The sequence below is a fragment of the Bacteroides sp. UBA939 genome (assembly GCF_002293435.1).
Lineage (GTDB): Bacteria > Bacteroidota > Bacteroidia > Bacteroidales > Bacteroidaceae > Bacteroides.
This window is the reverse complement of the sequence record NZ_DBDF01000073.1, coordinates 1-3,807: the sequence shown is the minus strand read 5'-3', so window position 1 is coordinate 3,807 and position 3,807 is coordinate 1. Positions and strand designations below refer to the sequence as shown.

The 3,807-nt window shown below is 42.8% G+C and carries 4 protein-coding genes; 2 read left to right on the top strand and 2 right to left on the bottom strand.

The features are described from left to right. The coding region (locus tag B2Z67_RS05130; RefSeq protein ID WP_291528744.1) for an RHS repeat domain-containing protein at window positions 1–2,406 on the top strand (2,406 nt) is incomplete at its 5' end. A 2-nt stretch (window positions 2,407–2,408) separates the two neighbouring features. Further along, window positions 2,409–2,924, top strand: a complete 516-nt coding sequence (locus B2Z67_RS05125) for a hypothetical protein (protein ID WP_291528743.1) — start codon at window positions 2,409–2,411, stop codon at window positions 2,922–2,924. Window positions 2,925–2,972: 48 nt separating this feature from the next. Here B2Z67_RS05125 and B2Z67_RS05120 read toward each other — a convergent pair whose 3' ends face one another. Continuing rightward, window positions 2,973–3,332, bottom strand: a complete 360-nt coding sequence (locus B2Z67_RS05120; RefSeq protein WP_291528742.1) for a hypothetical protein — start codon at window positions 3,330–3,332, stop codon at window positions 2,973–2,975. 139 nt (window positions 3,333–3,471) lie between these two features. Then, window positions 3,472–3,807, bottom strand: a 336-nt coding sequence (locus B2Z67_RS05115; RefSeq protein ID WP_291528741.1) for a hypothetical protein, incomplete at its 5' end; no start/stop codon positions are given.

Genomic DNA, 3,807 nt, shown 5'->3' with positions numbered 1-3,807 from the left:
TACGAATACGACTTAATCAGCGGGAACGTGAATAAGGTCAGCTACCAACCGGGACAGCCAGACCAGTTCCACCACCGTTATGAGTATGATGCCGACAACCGCATTCAAAGCGTAAGCACGAGCCTGGACGGATTGATTTGGGACAGAGACGCAAGCTACAAGTACTACCGTCACGGCCCGCTTGCGCGCGTAGAGCTTGGCGACTTGCAGGTGCAGGGGATGGACTATGCCTACACGCTTCAGGGCTGGATAAAGGCGGTAAACGGCTTTAACGATATGGGCGGGGATGGAACAGGCAATAGCCAATTCTCCAAAGACGCCTTTGCCTACAGCCTGCACTACAACCGGACTGATTATAAATCCATTAACAGCGCCACAACGTTCCTTGATAAGGTGAATAACAGCGGATTTGCAGCGATAGGCAACAATGCCACAGTTCCCACTGCGGGAGCCGGCCTGTATAACGGGAATATCGCCAAGATGGTAACGGCTGTTAACGGGCTGGACTTGCAGGGTAAAACCTATAAGTACGACCAACTGAACCGGCTTGTGGCCAGTCAAACGTACGAGGGCGATAACCTGTCAAGGGCCGATGGTAAGTATGATACGGAATATGCCTACGATGCCAACGGGAATATCCAGACCCTGACCCGCTACGGCGACAACGGCAAAATGGATGAGCTCACCTACCGCTATGCCCAATATGCCCGGAACGGCAAAGAGTACATCCTGAACAACCGGTTGCTGCACGTAAGGGATGCGGTAAATGCCGGAGCCTATTCTACGGATATTGACGACCAGGGCGCGTATGCGCAGAATGACCCGCAGATGCAGAATTACGAATATGATAAAATCGGGAACCTGATAAAGGATGAAAAGGAGAAGATTGCTGAAATCAAGTGGAATGTGAGCGGGAAAGTAACAGAAATCATACGTACACCGAACAGTTCGCTCTCTGATTTGTTATTCAGGTATGATGCTTTTGGGAACCGGGTGAGTAAGACGGAGATTTATCCAAATGCAATAGAAAGCGTAAAAGAAGTAACTACTTACTATGTCAGGGACGCACAGGGAAATGTGATGGCTACGTACAATGAAAAGAAATATGGGGATGACAAGGTTGATTTGGCACTGACTGAACAGCACTTGTATGGCAGTTCGCGGCTTGGTATGAGGCAGGTTAATGAGCTATTGATAGAAAATGATGTCGAGAAAGAATTTGACTTGGATTATTCTGAAAGGATACTGGGGCAGAAAAACTACGAATTGACGAATCATTTAGGTAACGTATTAGCAGTAGTAAGTGATAAGAAACTCAATGACAATATGCCGGATGTTGTATCCACAAGTGATTATTATCCGTTTGGAATGATGATGCCGGGAAGGTTTACGAAACCGGAGGATTATCGTTTTGGATTCAACGCGCAGGAAAAGGTCAATGAGATTGCGGAAAACCACTATACCGCACCATTTTGGGAATATGATCCAAGAGCTGTTATGCGTTGGAATAGAGACCCCGTTATAGTTGCTTCTGAATCTCCTTACGCAATAAACCGAAACAATCCTATATTGTACAACGATCCTAATGGAGATTGTCCTGATTGTAAGGACGGAACTTATACTATCCAAGAAGGTGATACTTTCGAGAGTCTAGAAAATAAATGGGAAATGAAATCAGGAAGCCTTGCTGGATATAATTCAGGTATTGATCCAAAGAAACTATCTACAGGACAAGTAATAAATGTTTCTCCAACAGTGTCAGGAAGCTTTAAGGCAGGCACAGGAAATCCTTCCATAACTCATGATAATGGTTTTGCTGGTTTTCCGAAACAATCGCCAACCATAAAAGATAGGGCTAATTATGCTTATTGGTATGCAAAAGCAAAAGCCGCAGGAGTTGTGACAGACTTAGAGGATGGAGTTTCAGCTTATTTACACTATTTGGATGCAACGGGTACAGATAAAAATTTTAGCTTACAGAAGTTTTTTGATGAAGATGCCAGTGGAAAAGCAATGAGAGACAACTCTATTGGAGCAGCAAAAACGGCTGCTGAAAAACTTTTACCCTATGCAGGACAAAGAGATATTTCAATGAGTGTTCCGTTTTATGTAGGTGGAGGGAGCGTTGATTATCCTTATCCAGAAACAGAAAATTGGCAAAAAGCGGTAGGAGCCTTTCCATTTTATATGACAGGAGTAGTTACTGCACAAGAAATATCAGGAAGAATAAAATACACATTGAAGCTCACTATTCATGCAGAAGATAGATATAATTTTAATCCGGGACAAGCAGATATTGCGACGGGCATTCCTGATGATGTAAATGGACGATTTGAAGTCGTTGGTTTTGCTAAGCAATATATGCATTATGGTACATATTCAACAACAAAAACTTGGTTTAAATAATTATGAATAAATTATTTTTAGTTGCTGCATTTTTTTCTTTTTTATCTTGTGGAAATAATGGAAATAATAGAGTTAACGCAGTTCAATTTATGCAGAGCAATAAAGTAATGGATGATAGCCCCAATACTAATATTGAAAAATTAAATTCTTTAATAACTGTTCCAGAAAAAATAACAGACGTAAAGTGGCAAACTATCAGGACTGGTACAGGAGAGTTAGGTCCATCAGATATAATTTTACTTACAGTACTATCTATCCCAGATAGTACTATTTTAAATAAGTTACAGTCAGAAACAATCTTAGATTATCAGGTTGGTATTAAAAATACACTGATAAGAAACTGGATACCAAATGAAATTAAAGTTTTGTTTATCCCTCATGAAAAACAGAAAGATATATTAGTCCCAACAGTCAAGGCTTTTGATCCTTCGTTATTTATAAATAAAGAATTAAGACAGGGGTTTTTCATTATTGATGAAGAACAAAAGAAAGTTTTTTTGTATTTAATCTCAATGTAGGGTAGTGTACCAAATGGTAGGGCAGTGTACCATTTGTCGCTTTTGTGTTTATAGTATTGCAAATGAGATAATTATTAGATTAATTGGGTCAGCGGATTTTTGAGGTGGATGTCCTTGTTGCAAGTAGCGTGCCAACAATGAAAAATCGCACCGTTCGGCGTTAGGCTTTGCCAACGTTGTAAGTAACCGCAGGGCGTCTCGCCCGGACAGGATGCGCCAAAAGTGGAAGTCTGCTAAACGGCTGAATTTACAAATACAGCAAGTCCCGAAGGAATTAAAGTTTTCTTTGGGGCTTTTGTTTTTCTGGGCTTTGCGTTTCCGGCTTCGCCATTGGTTGCCCAATTGTTGCGCCGCCGTTGAAACTCTGTCGTCGCACATCGGCGGATTGGGTTCGCCGTTCGTTCGCATTATCGTTGTCGTTTTCGTTGGGAGTTTAGAATCGCCGGTCTGCGTTAGTCAATTGAAAGTTTTCGGTTCGGAGATTCGCTCAACTTGTCCGCAGGGAAAGCGGTATCTCTTTACCGGAAAAGTAAAGCGTATTAATTGATTAAGCGGTGCTACTTTCCCGGTAAAGAGATACCGCTTTCCCTGCTAAGGATGCGACCGTTCGCATCCGCACAGTCAAACGGTCAGCACCACCCGCCGAACAGCCCAATACAATAACGGTAAAGTGTGCCGACATCAGCACCCACCAAATACAGAAAACGCACCAACACGAAAAGAAAGAGAGAAAAAAAGCCGCGAAGCGGCAAAGAGGGGGGCTTTTTTCGGCTTCGCCGAAAGGGAAAAAGAAAAAAACGCGCCCACTGTTCCTGCTCATTGCTCGCCCGCCTAACTGACCGAAGCCGGACGGAACAAACAAAGAGAAAAAGGAAAAGGGGGC

Coding starts and splice junctions, on each gene's coding strand:
- B2Z67_RS05125 (WP_291528743.1), top strand. CDS start 2,409: ATGAATAAATTATTTTTAGTTGCTGCATTTTTTTCTTTTTTATCTTGT.
- B2Z67_RS05120 (WP_291528742.1), bottom strand. CDS start 3,332: ATGCGAACGAACGGCGAACCCAATCCGCCGATGTGCGACGACAGAGTT.